Genomic DNA, 3,145 nt, shown 5'->3' with positions numbered 1-3,145 from the left:
TGCGCCGATGATAGTGCGGGTTCCCGTGTGAAAGTAGGTCATCGTCAGGCCCCTACAGCCCAGCCCGCCCTTCCACTCCTCAGAGTCGAAGGGCGGTTTGCTTTGCGCAATCAATATCGCGTAATCGGAGTGGCGTCGCGTTGCGTGGGTACCATTGGCCGCGCGCGCATCCCTGGTGGCGCGACTGCCGACACTCAGTTTTGAAGCCGGCGTCCTTCTGAAAATACCAGGAGCTCGCCCGGCTGAAACGCTGTCCACGTTTCGTTGGTGGTCAGCGGGCTGGTCACTATCACCGCGACCTGGTCGTTAGGACCGGTCTGGCTGGCAAAGTCCAGTTTCATGTCCTCGTCGCTCAGGTGCGCCTGCCCGAACGGGTGTCTGCGTTCGAGGTAGTAAAGATTCGTCGAGGCGTGAGCCCATAGCGCCTGTCCGTTGGACAACAGGTAATTGAATGTGCCCAATGGCCTCAGTTGCGCTGTCAGTTCGCGCAGTGTCAGCGTCAGCTCTGCGATGCTCGGCACACTCGCGTGGGACTTCGCAAGCTCCTGCATCAGCCAGCAAAATGCATGCTCGCTGTCGGTGTTGCCGACCGGGCGGAACTGCCCATGCAGCTTCGGCCTGCTGCTTCCCAAATCGCCGTTGTGGGCAAACACCCAGTAGCAGCCCCACAACTCGCGGACAAAGGGGTGACAGTTCTCCAGCTTCACTTCGCCCTGCGTCGCCTTGCGGATATGCGCGATCACGTGATGGCTTTTGATGGGATACCGCTTGATGAGATCTGCCACCGGTGACTCCACCGATGGCAGATGGTCCACGAAGTGCCGCACGCCCTTGTTTTCGAAGAAGGCAATCCCCCAGCCGTCGCGGTGGTGGTCTGTGCGCCCCCCGCGCTGCGCGAATCCGCTGAAGCTGAACGTGATGTCCGTCGGTACGTTGCAGTTCATGCCGAGAAGTTGGCACATCGTACTATCACCCGCCTTTCTCCCGAGTTCGACACTTCCTCCCCCTCTTTCCGCGATTTCCAGGGGGTGGGTCTATATAAATCAAGCACTTAGCCGCGCTTTTCCGGATTTTTGTGTAGTGTAAACATTTTACATATTGGGTAGTCTCTTCTTTCGCCCCATCCGCTACACTTGCACCATGTTCGTCAAGCTCGCTCGCGCCCGTGGTCACACCTATGCCCAGATCGTGGAGTCCTACCGCGACGCCAACGGTCAGCCCCGCCAGCGCAACCTGCTCACCCTCGGGCGCGTGGACGAGAACAACGGCCAGCTCGACAAGGTTCTGCAGACCCTGCTCAAGGCCCGTGGCCTTGGGCCTGTGGACACCACCACCCCACACAGGTGCAGTTCGAGTCGGCCCTGTCTCTTGGCGATGTCTGGGCGCTCGATCAGCTCTGGCGCGAGATCGGCTTTGACTGCCTGGCCGGCGTCTTTCGCCGTGCACGCTTTTCCACCGCGGTCGAGCAGGCCATCCGCGTGATGGTCTTCAACCGCCTGTGCGATGCCGACTCTAAGCTGGGAACGCTGCGCTGGCTGCAGACCGTCTCCATGCCCGGAGTGGAGCCCGACAAACTGACGCACCAACACTTGCTGCGCAGCATGGATGCGCTGATGGACCATCAGCAAGCGGTCGACGAGTGCGTGGCCCATCTGCTGCGGCCCTTGATCGATGACGAGCTGTCGGTCGTCTTCTACGACCTGACCACCATCCGCGCGGCAGGCCTGAGCGTGCAGGAGGGTGATGTGCGGCACTTTGGCATGTCCAAGGAAGGCGTGGTGGCCCGGCAGTTCATGCTGGGTGTGGTGCAAACGGCCGACGGCATGCCGATCTGCCACGAGGTCTTTGACGGCAACACGTCCGAGGCGCCCACCCTCTTGCCCACGGTGTGCAAGGTGCTCTCGCGCTACCCGCACATTCGTCGCCTGGTGATGGTGGCCGACCGGGGACTGCTCTCGGTCGATAACCTGGCCGACCTGGCCGCCATCAGCTTGCCCACGGGTCAGCCGCTCGAATTCATCCTGGCGGTGCCGGGGCGCCGCTATGGGGAATTTGCCGAGTTGCTGCAGCCCTTGCACGACGCGGCTGCGCCAGACAGTCAGACGGTGGCCGAAACCTCTTGGGAAGGACTGCGTTTGGTGGTAGCGCACGACCCGGTGCGGGCGCAGGAACAAACGGCTCAGCGGGCCATGCGCATTGCGGCGCTCCAAGCCCGGGCCAGTGAACTGGCCGGCAAGCTCGATGGGCAGGAGGCCGGCCAGGTGCATCGCGGGCGCAAGCTCAGCGACTCAGGGGCCACGGCACGTTTCTTTCACGAAGTGGCCGACGCGCATCTGTCGAAGATCATCAAGGTCGACCTGCAGTCCGATCTGTTTACCTACGAGATCGACGAGAAGGTACTGGCGCGTGCCCGAATGATGGACGGCAAGCTGCTGCTGGTGACCAACGTGGCCGACTTGGCGCCTGCCGAGATCGTGCAGCGCTACAAGAGCCTGGCCGACATCGAGCGAGGCTTTAGGGTGCTCAAGAGCGAGATCGACATCGCACCGGTCTACCACCGCCTGCCCGAGCGCATCCGCGCCCATGCCTGCATCTGCTTCATGGCGCTGATCCTCTACCGCGTGATGCGCCAGCGCCTCAAAGCCGCCGGTCACAGTGCCTCGCCCGAGAGCGCCTTGGCGCAACTGCGAAGGATTCAGCGCCAGAGCGTCTGCATCAACCAGGGGGTGCCGATCACTGGCATCTCCAACATCCACCGCGAGCAGGCCGAACTGCTGGCGGCCATGAACATCAGAAAGCCCGCACCAGACGCCCAGTTGACCTTACTGTAGTGGAAACTTTGAAACGGTTTCTAATGAAATCAAGGACTTAGCGCTTATTGTGTCGAACTCGAGCTTTCTAGCCGTTGGACACCGCTCGTTGGAGTCGATGTGAACCCGATGAGCGTCGCTCGCGCATCAGCGAGCCGTGCGGAAGGACGCAGGCTCGGCGGCGACCATCATGTCTAGGAGCCTGTCGGACTTGGAGCGTCGAAAGCGAAAATCGGCCCCAGCGAGGACAGTTTTTGCCGAATTTGCAGCCCCATAGCCGAGCTATGGGGCAAAAAGGCGGTTAAAAATGGACCGCTGCGGTCGATTTGCAGCCG

Annotated in this window: 1 protein-coding gene and 1 pseudogene; one reads left to right on the top strand and one right to left on the bottom strand. The window is 61.6% G+C overall.

Translation table 11 applies throughout. From position 1 onward, the window contains the following. Window positions 1-194 precede the first annotated feature (194 nt). Entirely contained in the window at window positions 195-962 is a 768-nt protein-coding gene (locus ACK543_RS05900) for a class II glutamine amidotransferase (RefSeq protein ID WP_409941923.1), read from the bottom strand. A gap of 178 nt (window positions 963-1,140) precedes the next feature. On the opposite strand from ACK543_RS05900, the pseudogene ACK543_RS05895 reads away from it, so the two are divergent. Continuing rightward, window positions 1,141-2,831 (top strand): annotated as a pseudogene (locus ACK543_RS05895) (IS1634 family transposase). Window positions 2,832-3,145 lie beyond the last annotated feature (314 nt).

The sequence above is a fragment of the Acidovorax sp. genome, assembly GCF_046341535.1.
In the GTDB taxonomy this organism is placed as follows: Bacteria; Pseudomonadota; Gammaproteobacteria; order Burkholderiales; family Burkholderiaceae_C; genus Acidovorax.
Note: the sequence above shows the minus strand (reverse complement) of the source record. Positions and strands in the feature narration are given on the sequence as shown.